Here is a 26,713-nt window from a genome sequence, read left to right as displayed (position 1 = left end):
CGTGGCCGGTCCGGGGCAGGTCCGGGCAGGTTCAAGGGTCGCGATCGGGGTACCACGGGCGTAGCGTCGTGCTGCGGAGAGGAGGCTGGCCATGGTCCGCAACGTCGTCGGGTCGGTCCTGGCTCTCGCCGGAGCGGGGGCCGCCGTGTACAGCCCCTTCCGTGCCTGGTACGACGGCCGTCAGGGCATCGACTACCGCATTCAGGATCTGTTCGGCGGTATCACGGACGCGCAGACGGAGATCATGTCGTCGATCGTGCTGCCGTACGCGTTCGCCGCGCTGGTGACGCTGCTCGGGGTGGCGCTGCGCTCGCGGTTGCTGGTGGCGCTGGCGGGGCTGGTGGTTCTCGGTTTCACGGTCCTGTGGATGGTGCGCCAGGGGCAGGCGGCGGGCTATCTGTCGGTGGGGGGTGGGCTGCCGGGGTTGGGCGAGGGGGTCGCGGCGGCGTTGGGCGGCGGTTTCCTGCTGCTGCTGGCCGCGGTGGTGATGCGGGGGCGTGCGCCGAGGGTCGTGGGGTTCGAGGAGCCGGACTACGACGGTGGGCCGGTGGGTCCGGCCGGGTATCCGCCGGAGGACCCGGCCGGGTATCCGCCGGAGCGTCCTGCCTGGTATCCGCCGGAGGAGACCGGTCCGTACCCGTGGGCGCCGGGGCCGAACGACACTCAGCGGCTGCCGGCGTATCCGCCTCCTCCGCCGTACGGGTCGGGGCCGCGTCAGCCGCGGCCGGACCCGTACGGTGCGGGGCCGGCGCAGGATCCGTTCCGTGACGAGGGGCGCGGGCCGTAGTCGCGGTGTCCGTTCCGGCCGGGAGGGTATGGGCTCCCGGCCGGGTTCGTTTGCGGGCGTCTACCGGGGTGCGGCGCTCCGGCCGGTGGCGGTTCCCTTGGCGGCGTCGAGGGCGTAGACGCAGCGGTCCTTGGAGCAGGCGTAGACGACGCCGTTGCGGGCGACGGGTGAGCCGGTGATCTCGCCGCCGGTGGCGAGTTTCCAGCGGAGTTGTCCGCCGGCGGCGTCGAGGGTGTAGAGCACGTGGTCGGCGGAGCCGAAGTGGATCCGGCCGTCGGCGACGACGGGGCTGCCGGTGACCTCGCCGCCGGCGGCGAACCGCCATTTGGGGGTGCCGGTGACGGCGTCGAGGGTGTAGAGCGCGTTGCCGCTTCCGACGTGGACGCTGCCGTCGGCGACGAGGACGGGTTCGGCGGACTGGCGGGACTCGGTGGCGATGCGCCAGCGGTCCTTTCCGGTGGTGGCGTCGAGGGCGTAGACGGTGCCGAGGTAGTCGGCGAGGTAGAGCCCGCCGCCGGTGACGGCGGGGCCGGGGGCGAAGGCGGGCGGGGAGAGGAACGCGGCGGGGGCTTCGAAGTGCCAGCGCACGTGGCCGGTGATGGTGTCGACGCACAGGACGCGGGTGCCGGCGGCGAGGTAGGTGCAGCCGTCGGGGGCCTGGGTGGCGCGTACGGGTACGCCGCCGCAGGAGGCGGCGTCGCCGACGGGGTAGGACCAGCGTTCGCTGCCGGTGCGGGCGTCGAGGGCCTGGAGGCGGGCGTTGCGCCACACGTAGACGGTGTCGTCGCACAGTGCGGGTCCGGCTTCGGGGGTTTCGAAGTCGGTCTGGGCGCCGGTGATCTCCCAGAGTCTTTCGCCGTTGGAGGCTTCCCAGCCTTGTACGCCGCCGCCGCGGGTGGCGGTGACGACGGTGCCGCGGGCGGCTTGGAGGGAGTAGACCCAGGCGTCGGTCTGGGTGCGCCACCGTTCGCCGCCGTCGTTGGCGTCGAGGGCGTAGAGGGTGGGTCCGTCGGAGGCGTGGATGCGTCCGCCGGCGACGGCCATGGCCCAGGCGACGTCGCGGGTCTTGAACTGGCGGCGGCCGCTGGCGACGTCGAGGGCGTGGACTTCGAAGGAGGTGACGTAGAGGAGGTTGCCGTCGACGACGGGGGTGCCCCAGACGTCGTTGGACATGCGGAAGCGCCAGGGGCGCCAGCGTGCGGGGCCGGTGTCCGGCGGTGTGGTGGGTGCGGGGACGGGCGGGGCCGCGGTCATGGCGTTGGTGGCGGGCTCGCCTCCGGGCGGGCGGACCCAGCCGGTGGCCGGGCCGGCGTCGACGGCGACGGCTGAGCGGGCGTCGGCGGCGGCGCGGGGGCCGGGGCCGATGGGCACCTTGGCGCCGGGCAGCTGTACGGGTCCGAGGTCGGGGCCGGGCGGGGCGTGCTGGGGGCGGGCGGGTCCGGTGTTGCGGGGGTCTGGGCCGCCGGCGTGCTGGGCGGCTGCGGGGGCGTGGTCGGGCCTGGGGGGTGCGGGGGGTGTGTGGGGGCGGGGTCGGCCGGTGGTGCCGCCGGTGTTGGGGAGTCGTCCGCCGCGGCGGTCCTCGATGAGGGAGACGGCGCGGCCGGGCAGCCAGGCGGACGCGGTGCCGCTGTCGTCGCCGCCGGAGGAGAAGAGGTGGGGTGCGAGCTGTGCCTGGAGGTCCTCGGGGCTGGGCCGGAGCGAGGCGTCCATCTGCATGCAGGATTCGATGAGGGGGCGCAGTTCGTCGGGGAGCCCGGCGAGGTCGGGGCCTTCGCGCAGGAGCATGAAGACGGTCTCGACGGGGTTGGCGCCGTGGAAGGGTGCGTGTCCGGTGGCGGCGAAGACGAGGGTGGAGCCGAGGGAGAAGACGTCGCTGGCACCGGTGACGCTGCGGGAGTCCCGGGCCTGTTCGGGCGACATGTAGGCGGGGGTGCCGACGGCGACGTTGGTCATGGTGAGGCGGGTGTTGGAGACGCCTGACGCGATGCCGAAGTCGATCACTCGGGGGCCGTCCTCGACGACGAGGACGTTGGACGGCTTGAGGTCGCGGTGGACCAGGCCCGCTCCGTGGATGGACTGGAGGGCCTCGGCGATTCCGGCCGCCAGCCAGCGGACCGCCTGGGCGGGCAGGGGCCCGCAGTCGTTCACTATTTCCTCGAGGGAGGGAGCGGGGACGTAGGCGGTGGCGAGCCAGGGGACGGCGGCGCGCGGGTCGGCGTCCACGACGGCCGCGGTGTAGAAGCCGGAGACCGCTCGGGCCGCTTCCACCTCGCGTGTGAAGCGGACGCGGAACAGTTGGTCTTCGGCGAGCTCGGTGCGCACCGTTTTGATCGCCACGCGCCGGCCGGACGCCGACCGTGCGAGATAGACCAGCCCCATGCCGCCGGCTCCGAGCCGTCCCAGCACCTCGAAGGGGCCGATCCGCCTCGGGTCGTGCTGCGTCAGCTGCTCCACTTCGCCTGCCACCTCCCCGTAGGGGCCATGTAGGTACGGCCCCGTCGCCACCTGATTGTTCCTGCCGGAGGGCACGGTTGCGAACCCGGGGCGGTATCGGGGTGTCTCGGGCTATTTTGCCGGGCTGCCGGGGGTGGCGGGCGGGTTCGGCGGGTTCAGCCGGCGGGCCGGCCGGGGGTGTCGCTCTGGTGTTCTGCGCCGGGGACGGCCGGGGGTTCGTCCGTTTGTTCGGGATGCGGTTCGGCCTGGTGGTTCCCGGGCGGTGCCGTGCCGCGGTCGGGCCGCCTCTCGGGCGTGCGTCCGGGTGTGCGTCCGGGGGCGTGTCCTTGCTCGGGTTCGGCGAGGACGGCGAAGGCGGCTCCCTGGTCGTCGGTGAGGACGGCCATACGTCCGTAGGGGATGTCGAAGGGCGGTGCGGTGACGCGGGCGCCGAGCCGGGTGGCGTGTTCGACGGTGGCGTCGGTGTCGGCGACGGAGAAGTACACGAGGAAGTGGCCGGGCATCTCCACGGGGAACGCGTCGGTGATGACGGAGCGGGCGCCGATGGCGGTGTCCTCCCCCGGTTCGGTCCCGGCGGGCGACCACATGAGGTAGTCGACGGTCTCATCGGGCAGCGGGGTGCCCTGGAAACCGAATACTTCCTGGTAGAAGGGGTCTACGGCGTCCTTGTCCCGGGTGTAGACCTCGGTCCAGCAGAACGAGCCGGGTGCGCCGTGGAGTGCGAAGCCGTCGCGTTCGCCCTTCTGCCAGAGGCCGAACACGGCGCCTGCGGGGTCGGCGGCGAGGACGGTGGTGCCGAGGCCGTCGACGGGTGCGGGGGTGGTGATCACCTGGCCGCCGGCGTCCCTGATCTTCCGGGCGGTGGCGGCGGCGTCGTCGCTGGCGAAGTAGATGCCCCAGGTGGTGGGCATGCGGCCGTCGCTCTTGGAGGCGAGGGCGGCGACGGGCTTTCCGTCGCTGAGGGCGTCGGTGTAGTGCGGGTAGGGGCCGTGATCAGCGGCTTTCTCGCCGTACGTCCAGCCGAACAGTTCGCCGTAGAAGCGCTTGCCCGCTTCGAGATCGGGCAGCTGGGCGTCCACCCAGCAGGGCATGCCCTTGGTGAATGCGGCCATGGTCCGGCCCCTTCCTCGGCGAGGGTTCCGCGCGGGCGGGTTCCCCGGCGCGGAGCGCTCGGCACGGCGTGTGACGTCAGTCACAGTCAATCGGACTGTGACATGCGCCGCACTCAGAGGGGCCGTTCGTTGAGTTGTCCACCGAAATTATCCACAGGCTGTTGATAACACTATTGGCCCACCCGGGGGACGGTGTGGCAGCACCCCATTTGCAGTCGGCCGAATCGCGCGCCGATCACCCCTCGGTAAGCTGACGGCATGACAGGACAAGTACGCACTGTCGACGGCCGGGTCGCCGGCCGTCGCGGACAGGCGACGCGGCAGAAGCTGCTCGACTGTCTCAGCGAGATGCTCAGCTCCTCGCCGTACCGGGACGTCAAGGTCATCGATGTGGCCCGGAAAGCGGGGACCTCGCCCGCGACCTTCTACCAGTACTTCCCGGACGTCGAGGGCGCGGTCCTCGAACTCGCCGAGGAAATGGCCACGGAGGGCGCGGCGTTGACGGACCTCGTCGCGGACCGTTCCTGGGTCGGCAAGGCGGGCTGGCAGACCTCGGAGCAACTCGTCGAGGGATTCCTCGACTTCTGGCGCAAGCACGATGCGATCCTCCGCGTGGTGGACCTCGGCGCGGCCGAGGGCGACAAGCGGTTCTACAAGCTCCGCATGAAGATCCTGAACTCGGTCACCAGCTCCCTTGCGGACGCGGTGAAGGAGCTCCAGTCCAAGGGCAAGGTCGACAAGGACGTCAGCCCGATGGCGGTGTCGGGTTCGCTGGTCGCCATGCTGGCGTCGGTGGCCTCGCACCAGAAGGGCTTCCAGACCTGGGGCGTCAAGCAGGCCGAACTGCGGCCGAACCTGGCGCTGTTGGTGCACCTGGGCATCACGGGCAGGAAGCCGACGAAGTAGCGGGCGGGCCGCGATGACGGGCGCGCTCGCGCCAAGTCCTGTCACAGGCACGCCCGTTCACTCCCGGTGGCAACCGTTCGCCGGTACGTTCGCCGTCCGCGCGTCCTCCGCCGCCCGGCATGCCCTCGCCCCGTAGGCCCTCCATCGCGCCTCCGCGGACGCGTGCTCCGCCGGCACACCTCTCGGCCCGTACGCGCTCCGCAGGCGCGTCCGGCGCGGCCGCCCCGTGCGGAGGGTGGAACGGCCGATCCGGCGCCCACCGCGTCACTCCCCGTGGGCGTCCCGCCGCGTCAGCCGGAACAGCCGGATCTCCCGTTCCACCCTCGCCTGGTACGCGGCGTACGGCGGCCAGAACACGAGTGCCGCCTGCCAGGCCGCCGCGCGCTCCGCACCCGTCAGCAGTTCCGCCCGGACCGGCACGTCCCCGCCCCGCCAGCTGATCTCCGCCTCCGGATGCGCGAGCAGGTTGCCCGTCCAGGCCGGATGGCCGGGGCGGCCGAAGTTGGAACCGACGAGGATCCAGGTGCCCGTCGCCTCATCCGGCATGCACGCGAGCGGTGTACGGCGCGGGAGCCCGGTTCTCGCGCCGCGCGCGGTCAGCACGAGCCCGGGCAGCATCTGTGCGCTGAGCAGCACCTTTCCCCGGGTGAGCCGGTGCACGGCCCGGTCCAGGGCGGGGATGACGTGCGGGGCGAGGCGGGCGAAGGCACGGGTGGAGGAGATCCTCTGGACCGTACGGATCCCGGCGCGCATCAGACGCCCGCCCCCTCTCGTGCTCCGGATCCCGATCCGGCCCCGGCGCGGAAGGCGCCGGCGGGGGCCGCCGGGGCGAACAGGCCCGCCGTCTCCGCCGCCCGTGCGCGCAGCCGGTGGACGGGCCCGAAGAGGAGTTCGTCGGAGGCACCCCGCTTGAAGTACAGGTGGGCCTCGTGCTCCCAGGTGAAGCCGATGCCGCCGTGCAACTGGATCGCCCCACCGGTGACCGTCCGCAGCGCCTCCAGGCACTGGGCCAGGGCGAGCGGCCCCTCGCGCGGGTCCCAGGCGGCGTAGTACGCGGCGGACCGGGCCGCCTGGACGCGTACGTACAGGTCGGCGAGGCGGTGCTTGACCGCCTGGAAGGAGCCGACGGCCCGGCCGAACTGCTCCCGGTCCTTCACGTGCTCGACGGTGCGGTCCAGGGCGGCCTCGGCCGCGCCGACGGCCTCGGCGGCGAGCAGCGCCGCCGCGGTGCGGCCGGCGGCGGCGAGCGCGGCCGGCACGTCGGCGCCGGGGTCGTCGCCGAGCAGTTCGGCCCGGGTGTCGCGGAGCTGGACGCGGGCCTGCGGCCGGGTCTCGTCCAGGGCGGTCCACCGGGTGCGGCGCAGACCGTCGGCGTCCTGGCAGCGGACGAGGAAGAGGAGGGTGCGGCCGCGGGTGAAGCCACCGGTGTGCGCGGCGACGAGGAGGAGCCCGGCGCTGTGCCCGTCCAGGACCTGCTCGGCCTCCCCGTAGAGCCGCCAGCCGCCGTGGCCGTCGGGCCGGGCCTGGATGCCGCCGGCGCGGCCGCCGCCCGCCCAGGCGCCGTCCGCGTCGCCGCCGGTGAGGGCGAGGGCGGTGGCGAGCGCCGTGCCGGGGACGCAGAGGGCGGCGGTGAGCGAGCCGTCGGCGACACGGGGGAGGACCCCGGCGCGCTGCCGTTCGGTGGCGAGCCCGGTGATCAGGGGGGCGACGAGTCCGCAGGTCGCGAACAGCGGCAGCGGCACGAGCGCACGGCCGATCTCCTCGAAGGCGAGGGCGAGCTCCGTGGTGCCGCAGCCGGCGCCTCCGTACCTCTCGTCGAGGGCCAGACCGGGCAGCCCGAGGCCGCCGGCCAGTCGTGACCACAGGGCGGGGTCGTGACCCGGCCCGGCCTCGGCGGCGGTGCCGTCGCGTCCCGGCGGGCCCGGCGGCACGCCTTTCGCGAAGGCGGCGCGCACGGTGCGGCGGATCTCGGACTGCTCCCTGGTGAAGGCGGCGTCCATCGGGGCTCCCCTCGACGTCTGACGGGCCGTCATGTTAGGGGCGGGGGCGGCAGAAGCCCAGAGCCGGCCGTGCGGGTAGCGAGGACCGGAGCCGCCCCTGCGGGCACGGAGGGCCGGAGCCGGCCATCCGGGCGCCGAGGGCCGGAGCCGGGCGCCCTGCGTCGGCACCGCGTGGCGGACAGGGACACACCCGTGGCGCGGCCGGAGCCGGCCCGCCTGGCGCCCGCTGCGGGCGCCGGTCCGCCCTGCCAGGTCAGCAGCTCTCGCCGGGGCCCGCCGCGACCGCCTTCAGCAGGTCCTCCACGAGAGCGAAGTCGATCCGCTCGGCGCGGCGGAAGCGCAGGCACCCCTTGCCCATGTCCTGGTCCGCGAGCCGCTCGCCGAAGGCCTCACGGACGTCCGGCCGCATCAAATAGAAGGAGATGTACTGCTTCTGGTTGGCGAAGGCGATCTCCGGCTCCCCGCCGGGCCTGCGGTACGCGGGCATGCCGTACGCCATGACCTCCTCGTGGTCGCCGAGCCGGGTCAGGCACAGCTCGCGGATGCGCACGAGGGCGGTCACCCGATCGGGATCGGCCACCTCGGCGAGGTATCCGTCGACGTCTTCCGCATGGGATCCGGCCATGCCCCGAGGGTACCGCCGACCCCCCGTAGCTGATGTACCGTCAGATACATGCCAAGGAGTCCTCAGCGCCACCCCCGCAAGGTCGCCGTCGCCGGCATATCCCTCTCGGACTGCGGCCGTGTCGACGGCCCCACCCCGTACGCCCTGCACGCCCAGGCCGCACGGCGCGCCCTCGCCGACTCGGGGCTCGGCCGCGAGGTCGTCGACGGACTTGCCTCGGCCGGGCTGGGCACCCTCGCCCCGGCCGAGGTCGCCGAGTACCTGGGCCTCAGGCCGCGCTGGGTGGACTCCACGTCCGTCGGCGGCGCCACCTGGGAGGTCATGGCCGCGCATGCCGCCGACGCCATCGCAGCGGGCCACGCGAACGCGGTGCTCCTCGTCTACGGTTCGACGGCCCGTGCCGACATCCGCGCGGGCCGCCGCACCGCCAACCTCTCCTTCGGCGCCCGCGGCCCGCTCCAGTTCGAGGTGCCCTACGGGCACACGTTGATCGCCAAGTACGCGATGGCAGCCCGGCGCCACATGCACGAGTACGGGACGACGGCGGAGCAGCTGGCCCAAGTCGCCGTCCAGGCGAGGGCGAACGCCTCCCGCAACCCGGACGCGATGTTCCGCGACCCGATCACCGTGGACGACGTGCTGTCGGCGCCGGTGATCGCCGACCCGTTCACCAGACTGCACTGCTGCATCCGCAGCGACGGGGGATGCGCGGTGCTCCTCGTGGCGGAGGAGTACGTCCCGGACACCGCCAAGGCACCTGTGTGGGTCCTCGGCACGGGCGAGCACGTGTCCCACACGACCATGTCGGAGTGGGACGACTTCACGGTCTCCCCGGCCGCGGTGAGCGGGCGGCTGGCGTTCGGCCGGGCGGGCGTGCTGCCGGGGGACATCGACATCGCCGAGGTCTACGACGCCTTCACGTACATGACGCTCGTGACGCTGGAGGACCTGGGTTTCTGCGCCAAGGGAGAGGGCGGGGCGTTCGTGGAGAAGGGGCGGCTTCGGCTGGACGGCGAGCTGCCCGTGAACACCGACGGCGGTGGGCTGTCCGCCTGCCATCCGGGCATGCGCGGCCTGTTCCTGCTCGTCGAGGCGGTTCGCCAACTGCGCGGGGAGGCGGGCGGGCACCAGGTGCGGCGGGCCGACGGCAGCGTCCCCGAGCTGGCCGTGGCCTCGGGCACCGGCGGCTGGTTCTGCTCCTCGGGGACGGTGGTGCTGGGCCGTTGAACGGCACGGGCGGGCGCCGGTGGCGCTCGCCGGCGCAACGGGTTCCGCGGTGGAGGACCGCGTGGCCGGTTCCCGCGCGTCCAGGGCGGGGCGCGGGCGGCGGTTGCGGCACAGTGGGTGGACCGTGGGAGTCGGCCCGCTCCCGCGGACCGTTCACGAGCTCGTAAGGAGACTCCCGTGGCCCTCAGTCGCGAAGAGCGTGAGCAGTTCCTGGCAGAGCCCCATGTCGCGGCGATCGCGATCGACTCCGGTGAGGAGGACCGGGCACCGCTGAGCGTGCCGATCTGGTACCAGTACGAGCCCGGCGGGGACATCTGGATCCTGACGGGGCGCGACTCGCGCAAGCACCGGCTGATCGGCGCCGCGGGGCGGTTCTCGCTCATGGTCGACCGGCTGGCCCCCTCGATCCGCTACGTCCAGGTCGAGGGGCCGGTGACGTCGACGGAGCCCGGCGGCGAGGCCGAGCTGCGGGAGCTGGCCGCCCGCTATCTTCCGCCGGACAAGGTCGACGGCTATGTCGAGTTCGCCCTCAAGGACCACGGCGAGACGGTCGTGATCCGGATGCGGCCGCAGCGGTGGCTGTCGTCCGACCTGGGCCGGGTGTGATGATCGGGGCATGACGCACGAGCCCGGCGGCGACGGCACCGCCCGAGAGTTCCGTGAGCTGCTCAGGTCGTTGAAGGTCTGGGACACGGACCTGCCGCCCTTCGACCCGGACGGCGCACCGGCGGAACCGGTGCAGCTCTTCCACCGCTGGTTCGTGTCGGCCGCGGCCGCCGGCCAGCCGGAGCCGCACACCATGTCGCTCGCCACCGTGGACGAGGACTCCCGTCCGGACCTGCGGACGCTGATGCTGCACGACGCGGACGCCCGAGGCTGGCACTTCGCGACCCATGCGACGAGCGCGAAGGGCCGCCAGCTGGCGGCCCGTCCGGAGGCCGCGCTCGGCTTCTACTGGCCTCTGCAGGGCAGGCAGGTACGCGTCCGCGGCCGGGTCGTGTCGGGTACCCCGGAGGAGGCCTACGCCGATCTGCACGCCCGGTCCACCGGGGCGCTGGCGGCGGCCCTGGTCGGACGGCAGAGCGAGGTCCTCGGCTCGCAGGAGGAGTTGCGGCGGGCGAGCGCGGCCGCGTGGCAGCGCGCGGAGGCCGATCCGGAGGCGTCGGCCGAGACCTGGACGGTGTACGTGCTCGTCCCGTCCGAGGTCGAGTTCTTCCAGGGGGACACCCGCCGCCGCCACGTCCGGCTGCGCTACCGGCGTGAGGGCGACACGGACGGGTGGGTGCGGGAGCTGCTGTGGCCGTAGAAGGAACGGGCGGCCGGACGGCCGGCGCGGCGGCGCCCGTACCGGAGGGCTCGAAGACGCCGCCCCTGCCCTGAGCGGCACGCCATGTCGTGAGCCGAACGCCGCCTCGCATCGCCGCCGGGGCGGCTCCGCCCGATCCCCGGGACGCGGCCGGGTCCCGCCCGCCGACCGGGTGTTCCCTCCGACTCGCCCCGGCCCGACGGAAAATCGGCCGCTTCCGTTCTCAGCCCGAGGAACCATTCGTCGTGGCGCGTCCTCCTCCTGGGGGCGGACCGGGCTCGGGCCCGGCGAGGGATTCGCACAACTGCGCTCTGCGGAAGGGTGGATGGCAATCGACCACCCCCTTCACAAGGACCGGCATCATTGTGCGAAGCAGACGAATAGCCCCCGTTCTGGCCGTCAGCGCCGTCGCGACCCTCGTCCCCGCGCTCACGCCCGCCGTCGCCTCCGCGGCCACCCCGGCATCCAAGGCCCCCGCCGCCGCGGACCCCTTGAAGCAGTACACGCAGCAGAAGCCGAAGTGGAAGCGCTGCGACGCCCAGAGCCCGGCGTCCTACCAGTGCGCGACGCTCAAGGTGCCGCTCGACTACAGCCGTCCCGGCGGCAAGAAGATCGAGATCGCGGTGTCGCGGATGAAGGCGACCAGCACCAAGGAGCGGCGCGGCGTGCTGCTGCTCAACCCCGGCGGTCCCGGCGGAGAGGGCCTGGGCATGCCGCTGTACCTGGCGAGCGAACTGCCCGCGTCCGTGAAGAAGCAATACGACCTCATCGGGTTCGACCCGCGGGGCGTCGGCCAGAGCTCCCCGGTCAGCTGCGGGCTGAAGGAGGGCGAGCGCAACTGGGAACGGCCCTACAGGGCCGCGACGTTCGCCAAGGACGTGAAGTGGGCCCGTACGGTCGCCGAGAAGTGCCGGGCCAAGGGCGGTGACGCGCTGCTCCAGTTCACCACCCGCAACACCGCACGCGACATGGACGTCGTCCGCGCCGTGCTGGGCGAGAAGAAGATCTCCTACCTGGGGTACTCGTACGGCACCTACCTCGGCGCCGTCTACACGCAGATGTTCCCCAAGCGGGCCGACCGGTTCGTGCTGGACAGCGCCGTCGACCCGCAGCGGATCTGGCGGGGAATGATCCAGGTGTGGGCGGAGGGCGCCGAGCCCGCGTTCACGCACTGGAGCCAATGGACCGCGAAGCGGCACGCACAGTACAAGCTCGGTGACACCCCGGCCAAGGTCCGCAAGACCTTCTGGGACCTGGTCGCCCAGGCCGACCGCAAGCCCATCGAATTCGACGGCACGCGCATGACCGGCGACGACATCCGCGCCGGGCGGGCGGTGTTCTTCGACGTGGTCAACGCCGCCGAGACGGTCGCCGACCTGAAGAAGGCCGCCGCGGGCAAGAAGCCCGCACCGTCCCGCGAGCGCGGCTCCTCGCCGAGCCCCGTCCCGCCGTCGTTCGCCCGCGCCGTGCCCTCGGACAACGGGGACGCGAGCTTCTGGGCCGTCGTGTGCGCCGACACCCGCTCCTGGCCGCGCGACGCCGAGCAGTACCGCCGCGACGCGATCCGCGACAAGGCCAAGTACCCGCTGTACGGCGACTTCGCGTCCAACATCAAGCCGTGCGCGTTCTGGAAGAACGGCCCCGAGCAGGCCACCAGGATCGACAACAAGGTGGGCGCGCTCGTGCTGCAGAACGAGTGGGACTCCCAGACGCCGCTGACGAGCGGTCAGGGCCTGCGCCGGGCCATGAAGGGCTCCCGCATGGTCACCGTTCTCGGCGGCGAGGGCCACGGCATCTACGGCTCCAAGTCCTGCGCGGACAAGACGGCCACCGCCTATCTGACGACGGGCAGGCTCCCGGCGAAGGACCTGACCTGCCGGACGCCGGCCGGCCAGCGCAAGGACCGGCTGCAGCTTCCGCTGCCGACGCCTCCGGGGATCCCGGGCATCCCGGGGATGCGCGACCGCTTCTGACGCACGGCGACACCACCCCGGTCGAACGACGTGGGGCCTCCCGCCACGGGAGGCCCCACGTCGCGTCCGGGCCCGGCACCGGCCGCCGTCGCGGACTCCGGCTTCGGCGCTCAGCCCCGGCGCGCGCCCCGCACCGCGCGGTCCCGCCAACCGCAGTACACGGCGGCCGGGTCGGTCCAGTAGCGCCACGGCAGCGCGTCGACGTACCCGTCGACCAGCAGGAACTGCTCCAGCGCCGCGTCGTACCGGCCCTGCCGGGTCAGGAAGTACGCCAGGAGATGCCGCACGTCGGCCGTGTCCGGATGGTCCGGCCGGGCCGCCGCCACGTCCACCAGTGCGGCGTCGACCAGGCCCACGACGTCCGGCGTGCGGAAGTGGGCGGCCTTCGCGTCGCTGTCGCGGTGCTCGTACCAGGCGATCAGCGGCATGGCGGTGAGCAGGCTGCCCGGGGGCGCCGAGGCGGCGGCCTCGCGGGCGAAGGACATGGCCAGTTCCTCCGAGCCGTGCCACTTCCTGCACCAGAACTGGAGCGCCGCGTAGTGCGCGCCGTAGTGGTGCGGGTCCCGGACGGTGATCTCCTTCCAGAGCCGCCGCATGTCCTCGTGGGTGTAGCCGAGACCGAGCGCGGTCCAGATCTCGGCGACGTACGGCGTCGGGTCGTCCGGGTTCAGTTCGACGGCGCGCGCGTTCTCCTGCGGGGCGCGGGCGAGCGTCGCGTGGAAGCCGGCGAACTGCTCCCTGCTGGTGTCCTTCGCCCAGGCGCCGCCCCTGAAGTGCCAGGCCAGACTGACCGTCGCCCTCGCCCGTACCCCCGCCAGGTCAGGGTCGTCCGGACCGGCCGCGGCCTCCCACACGTCCAGCAGACCGCCCCGAACGGCCGACCTGTGCGAGCCGAACGCGTCGGCGTAGTGGGACCGGCGCGCCCAGTCCCGCTGCTCCCGGGTCACGGCCATCAGCCGCGCCGCCTCCTCCCACCGGCCCCGCGCCGCCGAGGCCGTGGCCCGCTCCAGCTCCGGCTCGGGAGCCGACCGACGGGTGTTCTGCCGGGACTCCGGGAGCAGTCCGAGCCGCTCGGCCTTCCGGGACGACCCCGGCCGTCCGGAGGAGGAGGGGCCCATGATGCGGCGGTAGCAGCCGATGGCGAACGCGATGCCGAGCCCGATGACGACGATGCGGGCGACGTCCACGGTCACACACCGCCCTTGACTGCGGGGGCGCCGGCCGTGGCGGACTCGTCCGGCGCCCACGGCGCGACGGCGAGAGGGGTCGGGGAGACCCGTGGAAGGAGCTTCACAAGAACCTCGGTGATCGGTGGCAGCCGGCGGCCGCGCGGTGTCGGAGCTGAACGGTGGCCGCCGTGCACGGGCGAACCGCGTGGACGCGGGCCCGCGTTCCCCGTCGGGCCGAGCCGGCCGGAAGACGCCGGCCGCACCCCGCGGCGGGCGCGACGTGGCACCCTGTCGGGGCGTTTCGGGGACGGTGGAGCGCATCGGGCGCGCGGCGAAGGTGCGGAACCAGGCATGGACGTACGCAACGGCCGAAATCCCCCGACAACCGGAAAAGCGTCATGGACAAAGATGTTGAGGGGAATCGGAGTATCGCCCGCGTACACCTGGTATCGCAAGCGTGTTCCCACGGCCTGCCGCGCTGCGCGGAGCGGGACCGAGGCCGGTGCCGTCAGCCCTCGGCGGTCACGAGGTCGGCGACGACCGCCGCGTGGTCGGACGGCCAGACGCCGTCCACCGGTCCGAAGCCCGCCCGCCGGACGGAGCGCACGTGTCCGAGCCCGCCCGGTCCGGGCGGACCGACGTGGATGTAGTCGATGCGGACGCTCGGCCCGAAGCCGGACAGGTACGGGTTGGCCGTGTCCCAGGTCGCGGACGGGGCCGACGGGTCCGCGTACTCCCAGGCGTCGAGGAACACCTGCCCCGCGACGGCGGGCGCGGTCCTGAGCCCGCCGAGCAGCCGGATCTCGTCGGAGTCCGGCCAGGCGTTGAAGTCCCCGGTGATCACCGGGGGGTGGGGGCCGTCGCCCCGGTGCCGGGCGACGAAACCGACCAGCTCGCGCACCTGTGCACAGCGCACGGCCGACGCGTCGGGGTCCGAGGTCAGATGGGTGGTGAAGAACGGCACGGGCGGGCCGCCGGGCACCTCCAGCCGGACGTGGAGCACGAGGCGGCCGTCCTCGTACCTCGTGTTCGACGGCAGCCGCAGGACCTCGCGGCCGGCGGCCGGCCAGCGGCTGAGCACGGCGTTGCCGAAGTCGACATCCGGCTCGCCGTTCCTCTTCTGCCACCGCTGCGGCGCGTCGGAGGCCGCCCATGCCCAGTGGAGCCCCAGCTCCCCGGCGAGCCACTGCGCCAGGTTCTCGTCACCCGTCGCCCACACCTCCTGGAGGCCGACGACATCGGGCCTCAGCTCGCGCAGGACGGCCAGGATCGCGTGCCGCCGCTTCTCCCAGGGCCCGAAGCGCCACCACACGTTCCACGTCACCACACGCATGGCGCGAGCTACCGGGCCGGGCGCGGGACGGCGGTCGTGGCGACGAACGCCGCCCAGGAGGCCGGGGCGACGCTGAGCATCGGGCCGTCCGGCACCTTGGAGTCGCGGACGTGGACGGTGTGGGGGCAGGCGGCGATCTCGACGCAGCTTCCGCCCTCGTTGGTGCTGTAGCTGGAGATGCGCCAGGCGTAGGCGACTTCGAGGCAGGCGCCGCCCTCGTTGTCGCTGTAACTGCTCTTGAACCAGACCAGGTCGGGGTTCACGGTCTCGCCGCCATCCTCTCGATCAGTTCCACGGACTCCCAGGGCGTGAGGGCCTGGGCCGCAGTGCCCCGAAGAGGTCGAACAGCCGGTTGACTCCGTCCGGCTTGGAGATCAACGTAGCTCCGCCGTGCCCCTCCGTATACCCGAGATTCCGCCCCTTGGCGGGTGCTCAGCAGTTGCATCGGCCCACTCAGTCCTGCGTGCACCTCCCGTTCCATCGGCATCACCTGCACCGTCAGATGGTCCCTCGTCCGCACCGACCCCAGCAGATGCGCGAGCTGTTCCTTGAGCACCGCCCCACCGCCGATCGGCCGGTGCAGCACCGACTCCTCGATGACATAGGCGACGATCGGCTTCGGCCTGCGGTCGAGCACGTCCTGCCGCTCCAGCCGTGCCTCCACGTGCCGGTCGATCTCCTCCGGCTCGTACACAGCTTGACCAGCTCGCCCACGTGCCTCCGCGCGGGCGAGGGCTACCTGCCCGATCCCACAGCTGCCACCGCCCTTCCCACATCCGCCCGATGTGGACCGTGTCCCTCTGGTCACGCTAAGCAACCGACGCGATCCTCGGGGGCAAGACCAGCGAGAACTCCCCGATTGGGTCCCGGCGTCCGGTGTTCAACTACGGCTCGCGGGGATCCACTTCGACGCCGTACGCGTCCACGGCGTCCGCGGCGAGGCCGTGCTGCACCACCTCGTCCGGGCCACCGGCGGTCGTCCCGGGCCCGTCGTGCGGGAGATGTGGCGCGGGCGGTGGACGTACTTCCTCATCCCGCCGGGCAGCAGCAAGGAGCATCCCTGACCGCCCGGTGCCGCCTGCTTCGGCCCGTGCGCGCGGGGACCAGTACGCCGGCGTCCCGGCCGCCGACGACAACACGTATCCGCTGTCCTGGCGCGCGGGGCCGCCGGGCGCCGGGGAGTTCGTGGACCCGGAGTTGCTGTTCGCCGTGGTCACCGCGCAGCTGTGCCTGTCGCCTGGGGGCTGAGCCGGGGGATCATGGCCGGTATGACGGGGTGGAGAGAAGAGTTCGCCGGGCTGATGGCACGCGCCGGGCTGGAGATCGTGGGCGAATGGCCCCGGGACGAGGACGTCCTGCCGTCGCAGGCCGCGTGGCGGCCGGTCGCCGCGACGGGCACGGAACCGGCCGCGACCGTGCGCCACGACCGGCCGGACCTCGTCTCCGAGATCAACGCGCAGTGGCACCGGCTCGCCGTCGAGTACGGGGTGATCGGCGCGGACGGCGTGTTCCTCGTCGACGTCGCCGATTCCCGCAGTGGTCCGAGGCGTTGGGTCCGGGTGCGGCTCGGCGCGTCGTGGGACCTCGCGGGCGTCCTCGGCGAACGGCCGGGGCGGCCCGAGTTCGTGACCGTGGCGGTCGACGGCGAGTCGCTGCTCGGCGTCACCTGCGAGGAGTACGACGTCCGGCTGGTCGCCGTGGACCGGATCCGGGAGCGGCAGGAGGAGGCCGCGCGGGCGGAGGCCCGGGAGACGCCCGAGGAGCGCGAGGCCGCGTGGACGTCGCTCTTCGAGGGACCGATGCGGCCCACGGAGAAACTGCGCGCGGGCTGGCGCGAGTGGCTCGGGTTCAACCGGTCGGTGCCCGAGGACGCGCTGGTGCGGCTGCTGGACTCGGCGGCCGATCTCCTGTGGCGCAAGGACCTGCCGCCGGAGGTGGTGGACGCCGCCGTCGGCCATCCGAACCCGGACGTACGGGCGCAACTCGCCGAAGTGCGGCATCCGTTGACCGCCGGGCAGTGGACGCGGCTGGTCCTGGCCGAGCCGGGTTCCGCGCGCCGGGCGCTGCTCGCCGAGGACGCCGTACGGATGGGCGCGGAGCTGACCGCAGAGGGGTACGAACGGCTCGCCGGGGACGCTTCGGCGCTCGTGCGGGCCGAGGCGGCCCGCTTCCCGGCGCTGCCCGGCGGGCTGCGGGCCGCGCTCGCGGCCGACGCCGACGCGCGGGTCCGCGCCGCCGCGTGCACGGGGTGGGAGGACTTGGCGCCCCCGGCGCGGGAGGCGCTGCTCGGCGACGCCGACTCCGGTGTGCGTGCCGCGGCCCTGCTGCGGCACCACGCGACGCACCCTCTGCCCCGGTCGGTGTTCGAGGAACAGGGCTTCGACGACGAGGTCCTGGAGACGTGCCGTCTGGAGCGGCGGTTCGCGGAGTACCTGTGCGGGCACGAGGACGCCGCACGGCGTCGGTCCGTGGCACGCAATCCCCGTCTGGACCCCGACCTGGTGGCCGTGCTCGCCGAGGACGACGACGACACCGTCCGCTTCCAGGTGTCCGTACGGCCCGAACTGACCGAGGAGCAGCGGGCGGCGGTCCGGGCGGAGGTCGACCCGGACGGTATGCGGCACACGCTGCCCTGGGTCCGTGCGCTCCACGACGACCCGGAGGCCATGCGCCGCTGCGCGGCCTCGTCCCATCTCCTCCTGCGCAGCAGTGCCGCGCGGGCGAAACGACTCCCGCCGGACGTCGTCGAGCGCCTGGCCCGGGACGAGGACCGGGTCGTACGGCTGTTCCTCGCCGAGTCCTGCGACGACGCGCCCGCGTCCATGCTGCTGGAGGTGTGGCTGTGGTGGGACGGCAGCTTCAGCTTCCCGGGGAGGCCCCGCTCGCACCCGAACTTCCCGCGCCGGGATCTTCTCCGGTACGCGGACGATCCGCATCACCGGCTGCGTCAGCTGGCGCTGGACGACCCGGACTCGACGGCGGAGCTGGTGGCGCGCTTCAGCCGGGATCCCCACTGGGAGGTGCGGCGCCGGGCGGCGGAGGACCCGCGGCTGTCGACGGCGTCGGCGGTGCGGTTGCTCGACGACCCGCACGAATGGGTGCGCGTGACGGCGGTGCGGCACGGGCGGTTGCCCGCGCGCACGCTGGTGCGGCTGCTGCGGGACCTGAGGACGGTCCGTGACGCCCTGGTCAACCCGACGATTCCCGTCGCCGTCATGCGCCGGATGGCCGAGCCCTCCGGCTGACGTCCGGCGCCGGGCGGAACACCGGCACCACCACTCCCCCGTCCTCCTCCCGGAAGGCGACCTCCAGCTCCATTCCGATGCGCAGGTCCGCCTCCGCGCACTCGACGATCTCGGTCATCATCCGCGGACCCTCCGCGAGATCGACGACGGCGGCGGTGTAGGGCGTGCGGGCGCCGAAGGGCGGCAGGTCGTTGCGGTGGACGACGGACCAGGTGTAGAGGGCCGCCCGGCCGCTCGCCTGTTCCCAGGCGACGTCCTCGCTCCAGCAGTGCGGGCAGAACTCGCGCGGATAGTGGTGGGCGCGTCCGCACGCGGCGCAGCGGCGGACCAGCAGCCGGCCCTCGGCGGCCGCGTCCCACCAGGGGCGGGTGAAGTCGTCGATGTCGGGGGTCGCCGCGGTCCCCGCCGCAGCCGTCCCGCCGGGGGCCGCAGCGGTCCGGCCGGTGCTCCCGCCGCCGTTCCCGCCCGCGCTCACAGGAAGAGCCCCAGTGCGCTGTCGAGGGACCAGGTCTGCCAGGACATGGCGAGCAGCGCGACGAGCGAGATCAACGCCATCATCGCGTTCTGCCCCTGCTCGGCCCAGTCGTGGATCATCAGGACCAGGTAGAGGAGATTCAGTATCAGCCCTCCGATCAGGGCGACCGGGGTGAGGAAGCCGGTGATCAGGCCGAGTCCGATGGCGAGTTCGGCGTAGACGACGACGTACGCCATAGCCTTGGGGCGCGGGGCGACGATCCGGTCGAATCCTGACCTGACCGCCGTCCAGCGGTGCTTCGCCGCGACGTCGGCGGCCCACGCAATGCCGGTGCCGCGCTCGAACCAGCCCTTCCTGTCCTTGTGCCGCCAGCTCTCCAGCCACCACACACCCAGGCCGATGCGCAGGACGGCGAGCCATTCGGCGCCGGTGAGCCAGATCGTCCGCATCCCCGGTCCCCTCCCCACACTTTCTGACGGTACGTCAGTTCACCGGAAGAGGGCCCGTGTGCGCAAGAGGTAGCCGGCCGTGACCGTTTCGCAACCGCGCGCCACTAGAGTCAGCGCTCATGCCCGACCACAGAGCCATCGACCTCACCAACGACCGCCCCGTGTACGTCATCGGGGCCGGACCCGGCGGCCTCGCGGTGGCCGCCGCCCTGCGGGAGCGCGGGGTGCGGGCGGTCGTCCTGGAGAAGTCGGACTCCGTGGGCGCGTCCTGGCGCGGTCACTACGACCGGCTGCACCTGCACACGACCCGGCGCCTGTCGGGGCTGCCCGGCCTGCCCATGCCGCGCCGCTTCGGACGCTGGGTCGCCCGGGACGACGTGGTCCGCTACCTGGAGAAGTACACCGAGTTCCACGAGCTGGAGCTGGTGACGGGTGTGGAGGTGTCCAGGGTCGAGCCCGAGGGCTCCGACTGGGTGCTCCACGCGTCCGGCGGCCGCCGGCTCACCGGGCGGGCCGTCGTCGTCGCGACCGGGTTCAACCACACCCCCCGTACGCCGGACTGGCCCGGCCGGGACTCGTACACGGGCGAACTGCTGCACGCCTCCGCGTACCGCAATCCCGCGCCGTACGCGGGCAGGGACGTGCTCGTCGTCGGAGCCGGGAACACGGGCGCGGAGATAGCGGCGGACCTGGCCGGGGCGGGAGCCGCGCGGGTGCGGCTGGCCGTGCGGACCGCACCGCACATCGTGCGCCGTTCGACCGCCGGCTGGCCGGCGCAGCGCACGGGGATCCTCGTGCGGCGGCTGCCCGTGCGGCTGGTCGACGCGGCGGGCCGGCTGATGGCGCGGGTGGCCGTGCCCGATCTGTCCGACCGGGGTCTGCCGCGCCCGGAGGCGGGCCTGTACACACGTGTCCGGCAGGGCGCGATCCCCGTGCAGGACGTGGGCCTGATCGACGCGGTCCGCACCGGGAAGGTGGAGCCGGTCGCCGCCGTCGACGCGTTCGACGACGGCAAGGTGGTCCTCGCCGACGGCTCCCGCATATCGCCCGAGGCGGTCATCGCGGCCACCGGCTACCACCGTGCGCTGGAGCCGCTGGTGGGGCATCTCGGCGTACTGGACGAGCGCGGCCGGCCGGTCGTCCACGGCGGCCGGACCCCGCGCGAGGCCCCGGGCCTGTACTTCACGGGGTTCACCAACCCCATCAGCGGGATGCTCCGTGAGATGGCCCTGGACGCTCGGAAGATCGCCAAGGCCCTGGCGAAGTGACCGGCCGGCCGGCGCGCCGCCTCCGGGGTGTCGCGACACCGGGATGTGGCGCCTCCGGGGTGTGGACGGTGCCCGGCGCCGGCCGTCGTGAACAAGGCTCGTGATCAATACACCTAGCGCTTGGGCCAGTACCAGAGCGGCTCGTCCAGGGGGCCCTCCCGGCCCGCGACCTTCGTCTCGCCCCACTCCTTGATCAGCTCGACCTTCCGCAGATCCGTCCTGCGGCGGCGGCCGCCCGCGTCGAGCGCCTCCGCCAGGGGCGTGGCGTGGGTGACGACGAGGGTCTGGGTGTCCCGGCTCGCCGTCACGATCAGGTCCGCGAGGGGTGCGAGCAGATCGGGGTGCAGGCTGGCCTCGGGCTCGTTGAGGACCATGAGCGACGGCGGGCGCGGGGTGAGCAGTGCCGCGACCCACAGCAGATAGCGCAGTGTGCCGTCGGACAGTTCGGCGGCCTCGAGGGGACGCAGGAGCCCCTTCTGGTGCAGTTGCAGTGCGAAGCGGCCGTCGCGTGAGTCGACGGCGATCCGGCTCCCCGGGAAGGCGGCGTCGACGGCCTCGTCCAGGGTCTCGGCGTCGCCGGTCTCCCGGATGGTCTGCAGCGCCGCCGGCAGGTCGGAGCCGTCGGCGGACATGACGGGCGTACGCGTGCCGATGCGGGCCGAGCGTGCCGGGGCCTCGGCGTCGGTGCGGACATGGTCGTAGAAGCGCCAGGACCGGATGCGTTCGCGCATGCTCAGCAGGTCCGGGGCCAGCTGGGGGTCGGCGAACTCGCTCAGCATCGAGTCGTAGGGGCGCAGCTCGCCCGTGCTGCGGTGCCAGTCGCCCTTCGCGGTGCGGGTCCGGACGGCCGGTCCGGACCGGTCCGAGAGCAGGGCGGCCGGGCGCAGCACCGGCCCTGCCCAGGTCGACTCCCGTTTGATCTCCGGGTCCAGGTTGAACAGCGACGGCGTCGAGCCGTTGTTCACGGGAACGGGGTGGCCGAAGTCGACGGCGTACCCGAAGTCGTCGCCGGCGAAGCCCAGGCGCAGGCTGACGGGCCCGCTGCGCAGCGTGCCCTGCAGGGGATGGCGGCCCTCCTTCACGGCACGGCTGATGTTCTCCGGGCCGGCCCAGAGCGTGGAGGGCAGGCCGCCTTCCCGGGCGAGGGCCGCCACGGCGCCGCCGCGGGACGTGTCGGCGAGGAGCCGCAGGGCGCGGTAGAGGCTGGATTTTCCCGTTCCGTTGGCGCCGGTCACCACGGTCAGCCGGCCGAGCGGGACGATCAGTTTGCGCAGTGAACGGTAGTTCTCAACCGCCAGGGTGGTGATCATTGCGTGGGGTGTTCCTTCGGGGGCGGTGCTCGGTCACCCGGGTAGACGCGGATCGGGCGGACGGCGTTGACCCGACGAGGGCTTCGGCGGGGGCGGTGGCGTCCGGTCCTGATGCCGGGGGCGACTTCCGCCCCGTGAGGGCCGGCACCGGCGCCGTCACGGCCCGTCCGCCCCGCAGGGCCCAGGCCCCGCGGTGAGGTTCCACAGCCCCACCGGTACCGGCGTTCCGGCCAGTCCCTCCCGTGCATCCGGCCATCCTGGGGCCGATCGCCCGGGGACGGGTTCCTTCCGGGCCGGCCCGGGCAGGCATCCCTGCGCGTCCCACCCGGCCGGACTCCCAGGTACTTCCCGGCGCACGGACAGTTCCTGACATGCCGTCAGTTCTGTAATCTGACTATGCGTCAGTAACCTGGCCGACGAGCAAGGAGCGGGCGGAACGATGCTTGGATCAACCCACGGCACCTTGACCACCGACCTCCGTGCCCGAGTCGTGGCCTGCGGGCAGCAGACCGGGGCAGCCGTCCACGGCGTCACCGCGGCCGAGGGCGACCTCGACGTCAGCGGCCGTCCGCTGTACGCGCCCGTGCCCGATCTGGACCGCTTCTTCCGGCCCGAGTCCGTCGCCGTCGTCGGTGCCTCCGACGCCGACGGCCGGCCCAACACCGGCATCACCCGGCAGCTGATCGCCTGGGCCGCGCGGGTCGGGGCGAGACTGCACCCGGTCCATCCGACCCGTACCGCCGTGTTCGGGCTGCCCTGTGTGCCGTCCGTCGCGGAACTGCCCGAGCCCGTGGACCTCGCCGTCCTGCTCGTCGGCGATCCGCTCCCCGTCATCGAGGAACTCGGCCAGGCCAAGGTGAAGTTCGCCGTGGCCTTCGCGTCCGGGTTCGCCGAGACCGGCGAGGCCGGCGCCGACGCCCAGCGTCGGCTGGCAGCGGCCGTCGAACGCTCCGGGCTGCGGCTGCTCGGGCCGAACACCAACCTCAACGCCTTCGAGCGGTTCCGCGACGACCTCGAAGGCCCCGCCATCGCACTGATCACCCAGTCCGGCCACCAGGGCCGCCCGGTCTTCACCATGCAGGAACTCGGCGTACGGCTCTCCCACTGGGCGCCGACCGGCAACGAGGCCGACCTGGAGACCGCGGACTTCATCTCGTACTTCGCCGGACGGCCGGAGGTCGGGGCGATCGCCTGCTACGTGGAGGGCCTCAAGGACGGCCGGTCCTTCCTGCTCGCGGCGGACCGGGCCGCCCGCAGCCGCGTCCCGGTCGTCGCGGTGAAGGTGGGCCGCACCGAGGCCGGCGCCCGGACGGCCGCCTCGCACACCGGCAAACTCACCGGGGCCGACCAGGTCGTGGACGCGGCGATGCGCCAGTACGGGGTGATCCGCGTCGACGGACTCGACGAACTCCAGGACACCGCCGCCCTGCTGGCCCGGGCCCGCCGGCCCGCCGCCGACGGGGTCGTCGTCTACTCGATCTCCGGCGGGACCGGCGCGCACTTCGCGGACCTCGCCACCGCCGCCGGCCTGCGGCTGCCCCAGCTGTCGGCGGTCCGCCAGGCCGAACTGCACCAGTGGATACCGGAGTACCTGAACGTCGCGAACCCCGTCGACAACGGCGGGCATCCCGTCGGCGACTGGCGCGGCCGGAAGATCATCGACGCGATCCTCGCCGACCCCGGCGTCGGCGTGCTGATCTGCCCGATCACCGGCCCCTTCCCGCCCATGAGCGACAAACTCGCCCAGGACCTGGTGGACGCGGCCGAGGCCACGGACAAACTGGTGTGCGTGGTGTGGGGTTCACCGGTCGGGACGGAGGAGGCGTACCGGACGACGCTGCTCGGCTCGTCCCGGGTCGCGACCTTCCGCACGTTCGGCAACTGCATCACGGCCGTCAGGGCGTACTTCGACCACCACCGCTTCACCACCGGCTACCGCTCCCCCTTCGACGAGGCACCCCGCACCCTGTCCCCCTCCTTCCGCAAGGCGCAGGCACTGCTGCGCCCCGGTCACCGGCTCAGCGAGCACGCGGCGAAGCAACTGCTGCGCGCCTACGGGATCCGGGTGCCGCGCGAGCAGCTGGTGACCAGTGCGGCGGCCGCCGTGCGGGCGGCGGGGCTCGTCGGCTACCCGGTGGTCATGAAGGCGTCCGCCCCGCAGCTCGCGCACAAGACGGAGCTGGGCCTGGTGAAGATCGGTCTGACTTCGGCCAGCCAGATCCGCGACACCTACCGCGAACTGACCGACATCGCCCGCTACGAGGGCGTGGACCTGGACGGGGTCCTCGTCTGCCAGATGGTCGAGCGGGGGGTGGAGATGGTCGTCGGCGTCACTCAGGACGAGCTGTTCGGGCCGACGGTGACGGTCGGGCTCGGCGGGGTGCTCGTCGAAGTGCTGCGGGACGTGGCGGTGCGCGTCCCGCCGTTCGGTGAGGACCAGGCCCGCTCGATGCTCGCCGAACTGCGCGGCCGGGCCCTGCTGGAGGGGGTCAGGGGCGGCCCGCCCGTGGACGTGGACGCGCTCGTCGAGGTCGTCCTGCGGGTCCAGCGGATGGCGCTGGAGCTCGGCGGGGACCTCTCGGAACTGGACATCAACCCCCTGATGGTCCTGCCCCGCGGGCAGGGCGCGGTGGCGCTGGACGCGCTGGCGGTGTGCCGGTGAGCGAGGGGGAGCCGGTGACGCGCGGCGTGCTGCACCGCGCGGAGAACGGGGTCTCGTGGATCACGCTCGACCGGCCCGCGGCGATGAACGCCGTCACCTGGTCCCAGCGCGAGCGGATCATCGCGCTCCTCTCGGACGCGTCCGCCGATCCGGACGTCCGGGCGGTCGTGATCACGGCGACGGGGAAGGGCTTCTGCGCCGGCGCGGATCTGCGCGGGGAGCGTCCCGGAGGGTCCGCTTCGGGGAGCCCCGCGTCCGGCGCACCCCCTGAAGGTGCGGAGGAACGCGGGCGGGAGCGGGTGCCCGGAGACGTGGCCCGGATGATCCGGCTCGGGGCCCAGCGGTTCATCGCCGCCGTGCTGGACTGCGAGAAGCCCGTGATCGCCGCGGTGAACGGCACGGCGGCCGGCATCGGGGCGCATCTGGCCTTCGCCTGCGACCTGGTCCTCGCCGCCGATTCCGCGCGTTTCGTCGAGGTGTTCGTACGGCGCGGGCTCGTCCCGGACGGGGGCGGTGCGTATCTGCTGCCGCGGCTGGTCGGACCGCAGCGCGCGAAAGAGCTGATGTTCTTCGGCGACGCGCTGTCCGCGGCCGACGCCGAGCGGATGGGGCTGGTCAACCGGGTCGTGGCGGCGGACGAACTGGAGAAGACGGCCCGCGCGTGGGCCGAGCGCCTGGCCCAGGGCCCGACCCGGGCCCTCGCGCTCACCAAGCAGCTGGTGAACGCCTCGCTCGACACCGACCGGGCCTCCGCCTTCGCGGCGGAGGCGTCGGCCGTGGAGATCGCCATGACGACGCGGGACGCGAACGAGGGCGTGGCGAGCTTCGTGGAGCGCCGGGCGCCGGAGTACCGAGGACGGTAGGGCGGGTCGCCGGCGCGGCACCCGGCCGCGGGCGGCCCTCCGACCGGCCACGGCACCGGCGACCGGCGACGAACACCGGTGGCACGGCGCGGCCGCGCGCCCTCGCCGACAGCGCCCGGCCGCGCCCCGGGGCGCGCGGGTTCAGTCCTTGCGGCCCGTCGCCGCGACGGTGACGCCGAGACCGATCATCGTGAGCCCGCCGACCCCGCCGACCACGGCGAGCCGCTGCGGCGACCGGGCGAACCAGCTCCGTGTGGTCGCCGCGACCAGGCCCCAGACGCTGTCGGAGACCAGCGCGATGACGTTGAAGACCAGGCCCAGCAGCAGCATCTGCAGCACGACGTGCCCCGCCTCCCGGTCCACGAACTGCGGCAGCACGGCGGCGAAGAACACGATCGTCTTCGGGTTCGCCACCCCGACCGCGAACCCCTCCCAGAGCGTCCGCGCGCTCCCGTGCCCGGGGCCGCCGGCCGTGATCGCCGACTGCAGGGATCCCCGCTGCCGTACCGCCCTGACCCCGAGGTACACGAGGTACGCGGCGCCCGCGAGCTTCAGCGCCGTGAACACCAGGACGGAGCGCTCCACGACGGTGCCGACCCCGAGGGCGACGGTCACGACGAGCAGATAGGCCCCCAGCGTGTTGCCGACGACCGTGGTCAGCGCGGCGCGGCGCCCCTGCGCCAGTGCGCGCCCGATCACGAACAGCACGCTGGGGCCGGGAATCACGATCAGCAGGAACGACATGGCCGCGAAGGCCAGCAGACGGTCGGTGGACGGCATGGGGCCATGGAACCCCCGGGCCGCCGCCCCCGCGACCCATTTTCCCGGCGCGGACCCGTCGGCCGTTCCTGCCGCGGCACCGTGCGCTCTCCCCGGGTCTGGCTCCGCCGCCCGCCTGGCCGGTCGGACGGCGGCTAGAGCTTCGCGCCCTGCTTCCAGTCCTGGGCGAGGAGCCCGAGGATCACCTCGTCCAGGAACTCGCCCAGCACCCAGGCCGAGGAGCGCAGCACGCCCTCGCGGACGAAGCCGTTGTGCTCGGCGGAGCGCAGCATGGCGTGGTTGTCCGACAGCGTCTCGATCTGCAGCCGCTGCAGGCCGCGCACGACGAAGCCGTAGTGGCAGAGCGCCGCGACCACGTCGGTGCCGTAGCCCTTGCCGCGGGAGGACGGCAGCAGGCCCAGCCCGATGTGGGCGGACCGGTTGTGGTTGTCGATGCCCCACAGCACCGCGGTGCCGACCAGCGTGCCGCCGTCCAGCTCCACCACGGAGAACGGGACGCTCCCCTGCTCCTTGTCGTCCACCACGAGCCGGGGATCCTTCGAGCCGGGCGTGATCGGCCGCCACGGCCCGCCCTCGGAACGCGAGGAGTTGACCACGTCGTCGTAGAGCTCGGCCCGCAGGATCGGGATGTCGTCATCGTGCCGGGCCCTGAGCCCCACCTTGTCGCCTCTGAGCATGCGAGCTTCCTATCGGGCCGGACTGTCCGGCGCAAACCGATTCGGCGACTGCCTCCGCCGGCGAAAGAGGTGGCAACGGATGGCTGCCGACA

Annotated in this window: 24 protein-coding genes and 1 pseudogene; 11 read left to right on the top strand and 14 right to left on the bottom strand. The window is 73.3% G+C overall.

The window, feature by feature from the left end:
• The first annotated feature begins 91 nt into the window (after nt 1–91).
• Nucleotides 92–787 carry a hypothetical protein gene (locus tag BLT82_RS22430; protein WP_093657625.1) on the top strand — a complete coding sequence of 232 codons (696 nt, stop codon included), beginning with the start codon at nt 92–94 and terminating at the stop codon, nt 785–787.
• Between the two features lie 60 nt (nt 788–847).
• On the opposite strand, the gene BLT82_RS22425 is transcribed toward BLT82_RS22430, so the two are convergent.
• Both BLT82_RS22425 and BLT82_RS22420 read right to left on the bottom strand, forming a co-directional pair.
• Nucleotides 848–3,241 (bottom strand): protein serine/threonine kinase AfsK, encoded by a 2,394-nt coding sequence (locus BLT82_RS22425; protein ID WP_093657623.1) that lies wholly within the window; start codon nt 3,239–3,241, stop codon nt 848–850.
• 329 nt (nt 3,242–3,570) lie between these two features.
• Nucleotides 3,571–4,353 (bottom strand): annotated as a pseudogene (locus tag BLT82_RS22420) (VOC family protein); the annotation flags it as partial.
• 258 nt (nt 4,354–4,611) lie between these two features.
• Here BLT82_RS22420 and BLT82_RS22415 point away from each other — a divergent pair.
• Nucleotides 4,612–5,259 (top strand): TetR family transcriptional regulator, encoded by a 648-nt coding sequence (locus tag BLT82_RS22415; protein WP_093657621.1) that lies wholly within the window; start codon nt 4,612–4,614, stop codon nt 5,257–5,259.
• Nucleotides 5,260–5,523: 264 nt separating this feature from the next.
• Here the strand turns inward: BLT82_RS22415 and BLT82_RS22410 are convergent, their stop codons facing one another.
• The 3 genes from BLT82_RS22410 to BLT82_RS22400 form a co-directional block, all read right to left on the bottom strand.
• Nucleotides 5,524–6,012, bottom strand: a complete 489-nt coding sequence (locus BLT82_RS22410; protein ID WP_093657619.1) for a nitroreductase family deazaflavin-dependent oxidoreductase — start codon at nt 6,010–6,012, stop codon at nt 5,524–5,526.
• Nucleotides 6,012–7,259, bottom strand: coding sequence for an acyl-CoA dehydrogenase family protein (locus BLT82_RS22405; protein ID WP_093657617.1), 1,248 nt, complete (start codon nt 7,257–7,259; stop codon nt 6,012–6,014). Before BLT82_RS22405 ends, BLT82_RS22410 begins: the two co-directional genes overlap by 1 nt.
• A gap of 253 nt (nt 7,260–7,512) precedes the next feature.
• Nucleotides 7,513–7,884, bottom strand: coding sequence for an iron chaperone (locus tag BLT82_RS22400; protein WP_093657615.1), 372 nt, complete (start codon nt 7,882–7,884; stop codon nt 7,513–7,515).
• 48 nt (nt 7,885–7,932) lie between these two features.
• Between BLT82_RS22400 and BLT82_RS22395 the strand changes: the two genes are divergently transcribed.
• The 4 genes from BLT82_RS22395 (at nt 7,933) to BLT82_RS22380 (ending at nt 12,390) form a co-directional block, all read left to right on the top strand.
• Nucleotides 7,933–9,111 carry a thiolase C-terminal domain-containing protein gene (locus BLT82_RS22395; protein WP_093657613.1) on the top strand — a complete coding sequence of 393 codons (1,179 nt, stop codon included), beginning with the start codon at nt 7,933–7,935 and terminating at the stop codon, nt 9,109–9,111.
• Nucleotides 9,112–9,288: 177 nt separating this feature from the next.
• A complete protein-coding gene (locus BLT82_RS22390) occupies nt 9,289–9,717 on the top strand; it encodes a pyridoxamine 5'-phosphate oxidase family protein (RefSeq protein WP_093657611.1) in 429 nt (142 codons plus the stop codon).
• Between the two features lie 10 nt (nt 9,718–9,727).
• On the top strand, nt 9,728–10,417 hold the full coding sequence (locus BLT82_RS22385; RefSeq protein WP_093657609.1) for a pyridoxine/pyridoxamine 5'-phosphate oxidase: 690 nt from the start codon (nt 9,728–9,730) through the stop codon (nt 10,415–10,417).
• Nucleotides 10,418–10,782: 365 nt separating this feature from the next.
• On the top strand, nt 10,783–12,390 hold the full coding sequence (locus BLT82_RS22380) for an alpha/beta hydrolase (protein WP_093657607.1): 1,608 nt from the start codon (nt 10,783–10,785) through the stop codon (nt 12,388–12,390).
• 110 nt (nt 12,391–12,500) lie between these two features.
• Here BLT82_RS22380 and BLT82_RS22375 read toward each other — a convergent pair whose 3' ends face one another.
• From BLT82_RS22375 to BLT82_RS22360, 4 genes are all read right to left on the bottom strand, one after another.
• Nucleotides 12,501–13,583 (bottom strand): hypothetical protein, encoded by a 1,083-nt coding sequence (locus BLT82_RS22375; protein ID WP_093657605.1) that lies wholly within the window; start codon nt 13,581–13,583, stop codon nt 12,501–12,503.
• A 484-nt stretch (nt 13,584–14,067) separates the two neighbouring features.
• Nucleotides 14,068–14,892, bottom strand: a complete 825-nt coding sequence (locus tag BLT82_RS22370; protein WP_093657603.1) for an endonuclease/exonuclease/phosphatase family protein — start codon at nt 14,890–14,892, stop codon at nt 14,068–14,070.
• A gap of 8 nt (nt 14,893–14,900) precedes the next feature.
• Complete coding sequence (locus tag BLT82_RS22365; protein ID WP_093657601.1) at nt 14,901–15,155, bottom strand: DUF397 domain-containing protein; 255 nt, start codon at nt 15,153–15,155, stop codon at nt 14,901–14,903.
• The gene (locus BLT82_RS22360) at nt 15,152–15,586 is read right to left on the bottom strand and encodes a Scr1 family TA system antitoxin-like transcriptional regulator (protein ID WP_244292077.1); all 435 of its coding nucleotides are present in this window, start codon (nt 15,584–15,586) and stop codon (nt 15,152–15,154) included. Before BLT82_RS22360 ends, BLT82_RS22365 begins: the two co-directional genes overlap by 4 nt.
• Before the next feature lie 377 nt (nt 15,587–15,963).
• Between BLT82_RS22360 and BLT82_RS38050 the strand changes: the two genes are divergently transcribed.
• Nucleotides 15,964–16,140 carry a hypothetical protein gene (locus tag BLT82_RS38050; protein WP_244292076.1) on the top strand — a complete coding sequence of 59 codons (177 nt, stop codon included), beginning with the start codon at nt 15,964–15,966 and terminating at the stop codon, nt 16,138–16,140.
• Between the two features lie 20 nt (nt 16,141–16,160).
• Nucleotides 16,161–18,137 carry a PE-PGRS family protein gene (locus BLT82_RS22350; protein WP_093657782.1) on the top strand — a complete coding sequence of 659 codons (1,977 nt, stop codon included), beginning with the start codon at nt 16,161–16,163 and terminating at the stop codon, nt 18,135–18,137.
• Here BLT82_RS22350 and BLT82_RS22345 read toward each other — a convergent pair.
• Nucleotides 18,106–18,612 carry a Zn-ribbon domain-containing OB-fold protein gene (locus BLT82_RS22345; RefSeq protein WP_093657599.1) on the bottom strand — a complete coding sequence of 169 codons (507 nt, stop codon included), beginning with the start codon at nt 18,610–18,612 and terminating at the stop codon, nt 18,106–18,108. The genes BLT82_RS22350 and BLT82_RS22345 overlap by 32 nt on opposite strands.
• Entirely contained in the window at nt 18,609–19,061 is a 453-nt protein-coding gene (locus tag BLT82_RS22340) for a DoxX family protein (RefSeq protein WP_093657597.1), read from the bottom strand. The genes BLT82_RS22345 and BLT82_RS22340 overlap by 4 nt, the downstream gene beginning before the upstream one ends.
• Before the next feature lie 119 nt (nt 19,062–19,180).
• On the opposite strand from BLT82_RS22340, the gene BLT82_RS22335 reads away from it, so the two are divergent.
• Nucleotides 19,181–20,329 (top strand): flavin-containing monooxygenase, encoded by a 1,149-nt coding sequence (locus BLT82_RS22335; protein ID WP_093657595.1) that lies wholly within the window; start codon nt 19,181–19,183, stop codon nt 20,327–20,329.
• Nucleotides 20,330–20,442: 113 nt separating this feature from the next.
• On the opposite strand, the gene BLT82_RS22330 is transcribed toward BLT82_RS22335, so the two are convergent.
• Complete coding sequence (locus tag BLT82_RS22330; protein WP_093657593.1) at nt 20,443–21,639, bottom strand: AAA family ATPase; 1,197 nt, start codon at nt 21,637–21,639, stop codon at nt 20,443–20,445.
• A 439-nt stretch (nt 21,640–22,078) separates the two neighbouring features.
• Between BLT82_RS22330 and BLT82_RS22325 the strand changes: the two genes are divergently transcribed.
• On the top strand, nt 22,079–24,301 hold the full coding sequence (locus BLT82_RS22325; protein WP_093657590.1) for an acetate--CoA ligase family protein: 2,223 nt from the start codon (nt 22,079–22,081) through the stop codon (nt 24,299–24,301).
• Nucleotides 24,302–24,384: 83 nt separating this feature from the next.
• On the top strand, nt 24,385–25,164 hold the full coding sequence (locus BLT82_RS22320; protein ID WP_342029421.1) for an enoyl-CoA hydratase/isomerase family protein: 780 nt from the start codon (nt 24,385–24,387) through the stop codon (nt 25,162–25,164).
• 141 nt (nt 25,165–25,305) lie between these two features.
• On the opposite strand, the gene BLT82_RS22315 is transcribed toward BLT82_RS22320, so the two are convergent.
• A complete protein-coding gene (locus BLT82_RS22315) occupies nt 25,306–25,944 on the bottom strand; it encodes a LysE family translocator (RefSeq protein ID WP_093657586.1) in 639 nt (212 codons plus the stop codon).
• A 134-nt stretch (nt 25,945–26,078) separates the two neighbouring features.
• Nucleotides 26,079–26,621, bottom strand: a complete 543-nt coding sequence (locus BLT82_RS22310) for a GNAT family N-acetyltransferase (protein ID WP_093657584.1) — start codon at nt 26,619–26,621, stop codon at nt 26,079–26,081.
• Between the last annotated feature and the right edge of the window lie 92 nt (nt 26,622–26,713).

This window comes from Streptomyces wuyuanensis (genome assembly GCF_900103455.1).
Taxonomy (GTDB): domain Bacteria; phylum Actinomycetota; class Actinomycetes; order Streptomycetales; family Streptomycetaceae; genus Streptomyces; species Streptomyces wuyuanensis.
The sequence above is the reverse complement of the archived record's forward strand: the minus strand, read 5'-3'. Positions and strand labels throughout refer to the sequence as shown.

Excerpts from the sequence above, each read along its gene's own strand:
- BLT82_RS22395 (WP_093657613.1), top strand. The coding sequence starts at position 7,933 with ATGCCAAGGAGTCCTCAGCGCCACCCCCGCAAGGTCGCCGTCGCCGGC.
- BLT82_RS22325 (WP_093657590.1), top strand. The coding sequence starts at position 22,079 with ATGCTTGGATCAACCCACGGCACCTTGACCACCGACCTCCGTGCCCGA.
- BLT82_RS22330 (WP_093657593.1), bottom strand. The coding sequence starts at position 21,639 with ATGATCACCACCCTGGCGGTTGAGAACTACCGTTCACTGCGCAAACTG.
- BLT82_RS22430 (WP_093657625.1), top strand. The coding sequence starts at position 92 with ATGGTCCGCAACGTCGTCGGGTCGGTCCTGGCTCTCGCCGGAGCGGGG.
- BLT82_RS22315 (WP_093657586.1), bottom strand. The coding sequence starts at position 25,944 with ATGCCGTCCACCGACCGTCTGCTGGCCTTCGCGGCCATGTCGTTCCTG.
- BLT82_RS22320 (WP_342029421.1), top strand. The coding sequence starts at position 24,385 with ATGAACGCCGTCACCTGGTCCCAGCGCGAGCGGATCATCGCGCTCCTC.
- BLT82_RS22410 (WP_093657619.1), bottom strand. The coding sequence starts at position 6,012 with ATGCGCGCCGGGATCCGTACGGTCCAGAGGATCTCCTCCACCCGTGCC.
- BLT82_RS22340 (WP_093657597.1), bottom strand. The coding sequence starts at position 19,061 with ATGCGGACGATCTGGCTCACCGGCGCCGAATGGCTCGCCGTCCTGCGC.
- BLT82_RS22335 (WP_093657595.1), top strand. The coding sequence starts at position 19,181 with ATGCCCGACCACAGAGCCATCGACCTCACCAACGACCGCCCCGTGTAC.
- BLT82_RS22405 (WP_093657617.1), bottom strand. The coding sequence starts at position 7,259 with ATGGACGCCGCCTTCACCAGGGAGCAGTCCGAGATCCGCCGCACCGTG.
- BLT82_RS22385 (WP_093657609.1), top strand. The coding sequence starts at position 9,728 with ATGACGCACGAGCCCGGCGGCGACGGCACCGCCCGAGAGTTCCGTGAG.
- BLT82_RS22370 (WP_093657603.1), bottom strand. The coding sequence starts at position 14,892 with ATGCGTGTGGTGACGTGGAACGTGTGGTGGCGCTTCGGGCCCTGGGAG.
- BLT82_RS22310 (WP_093657584.1), bottom strand. The coding sequence starts at position 26,621 with ATGCTCAGAGGCGACAAGGTGGGGCTCAGGGCCCGGCACGATGACGAC.
- BLT82_RS22400 (WP_093657615.1), bottom strand. The coding sequence starts at position 7,884 with ATGGCCGGATCCCATGCGGAAGACGTCGACGGATACCTCGCCGAGGTG.
- BLT82_RS22415 (WP_093657621.1), top strand. The coding sequence starts at position 4,612 with ATGACAGGACAAGTACGCACTGTCGACGGCCGGGTCGCCGGCCGTCGC.
- BLT82_RS22350 (WP_093657782.1), top strand. The coding sequence starts at position 16,161 with ATGACGGGGTGGAGAGAAGAGTTCGCCGGGCTGATGGCACGCGCCGGG.